This is a genomic window from Methanosarcinales archaeon (genome assembly GCA_014859725.1).
In the GTDB taxonomy this organism is placed as follows: domain Archaea; phylum Halobacteriota; class Methanosarcinia; order Methanosarcinales; family Methanocomedenaceae; genus Kmv04.
The window spans coordinates 1-2063 of the sequence record JACUTQ010000265.1; the positions used below are offsets into that span (position 1 = coordinate 1).

Annotated in this window: 2 protein-coding genes; both read right to left on the minus strand. The window is 41.6% G+C overall.

Annotation, left to right across the window (positions count from 1 at the left end; genetic code table 11):
* The coding region (locus IBX40_13100) for an aminotransferase class III-fold pyridoxal phosphate-dependent enzyme (protein ID MBE0525248.1) at window positions 1–1289 on the minus strand (1289 nt) is incomplete at its 3' end.
* Between the two features lie 3 nt (window positions 1290–1292).
* On the minus strand, window positions 1293–2063 hold the full coding sequence (locus tag IBX40_13105; GenBank protein ID MBE0525249.1) for a glycosyltransferase family protein: 771 nt from the start codon (window positions 2061–2063) through the stop codon (window positions 1293–1295).

A 2063-nucleotide genomic window follows, 5' to 3' on the forward strand; every position in this document is an offset into this window, starting at 1 on the left:
GAATGGCATACCGGACCTTTCAAATATTTCTCAGGATTTCCGTCCTTAATTACTCTGGAGATAAAGGTAAATGTCGAATCCATGGCATCAGAATATTTTTCAATGAATTCATCTTTATGAGCATACGAAGCATAAAACCCATTCGATGCCAGAAAACCTTTTTCAAGCATCACTTGTGTGAAAAGCGTTTTCAAAACCAGTGGATTCTTATATTTGAAATCAAAATGCTCCAATGGGTCGATACCTGAGATCTCAATCTCAATACCATGTTTTGAAGCCACAGTTGCCCACAGGTCTTTCACTTTCCTTCCGGCCCTTATCAAATGCTCGGTGACGTTGTTATCCTTCATCTTATTTATAGTTGCAATAGCTGCCGTTGGTCCGATTCTGTCCGTCCAGTAGGTGCTGCTTATAAAAGTATCCTGTGCGACCTCCATGACATCTCGTTTGCCTATTATTGCCGCCATCGGGAAACCATTGCTGATACCCTTTGCAAACACAGCTATATCAGGTTTAAGGCCAAAAAGCAGATGAGCACCCCCATTATTCAATCTGAAACCTGCGGTTATTTCATCCACTATCAGGATTATGCCCATTTCATTTGTCACACGTCTGATCGTTTCAATGAACTCTTTATCCGGGAAATTGTTCCTGATGGATTCCATGACCACTACGCCAATACTGTCTTTGTGCTCATTGATGAGTTTCAGGAAACCCTGCGTATCATTATAATTAAATGGGCATGTTAAACCTTTTAGACTCCTGGGTACGCCTATTGGGTTCAATCCAGGCAACAGATGCCCGTCAAGCGACTTCTCATCCCCAAGATTCGAAGAGAGATACCAGTCATGCCAGCCGTGATAGCCGCAGAAGAGCACAACATCTTTGCCAGCTTTTGCTCTCGCTATCCTCACAGCCACTGACATGGCTTCCCCGCCTGTTCTTGCATATCTCACCATATCAGCCCAGGGATGAAGTTCTATAAGTAGCTCAGCAAGTTCCACTTCCTCAGGAGCATTCAGGGTGCACATATTTCCTTTATCAACAGCTGACTTGACGGCTTTATTAATATCATCATCTGCGTATCCAAGGACACAGGAGCCAACACCCATCGTGCTCATATCAGTATATCTGTTCCCGTCCAGATCCCATACTTCACACCCTTTAGCCCTGTCGTAATAAGCAGGCCATAGTTCCGGGAGGAACATCTCGGGTCTCTTTGATAAAAGTTGAGTTCCACCTGGTATCAGGTCCTTCGCCTTTTTGTAAAGCTCTTGTGACGCGCTCATATTTTACTCCTCAATATTATCTAAATTTAATGTTTTATCTTCCTTCAGAGACTTCAGATACCCTTCATTTCTAATGATATGCTGATTTATTTGCTCAATTTCTGGTTTTTCGATTATCAAACTAAGAATGTCAGCCATACCAAATAACTGGTTTTTATTATAAAGATACTTGTATACCAATCTCAAAAAGTCCAGATCTTCTGCATTGTCCAGTGTCCACCTTTTTTGTGACAGATCTTCTTTGGACTCCAGACTGGAATATTTAAAAAATTCTGGATTATTCCTGATATAGGGAGTCACATGTTCCCTCTCTGAAGCAAGTTTAGCGTTATTCCATGCTGTTTTTAATGATGCAAAGGTAAAAACCTCTATATCCTGCCCATCCGGATATGTCTCTCTAAGTGTATTGGATGTGTAATCAGCATTCGTCTTTAAATGCAAGCTTATTACTTCATCAATTATTCTCGCATCTATGACGGGACAATCTGAGGTAATCCTTAAGATATTGTTAGCTTTAAATAGTTTTGCTGCCTGATAATAACGGTCCAGAACATCGCTTTCAGAGCCGCAATAAATACTGATTCCAAGATGTGCGCATAGCTCAACAATCCGAAGATCAGCTTTACTGATTGTGGTTGCCACAACAACATCATCAACATGTTCGCTGGCTTCTATCCGTCTGACAACATGCTCCAATACGGTCTTACCTTCAAGGTTCAGCAAAACCTTTCCAGGTAATCGTGTTGATCCCATTCTGGCCTGTACAATGGCTAT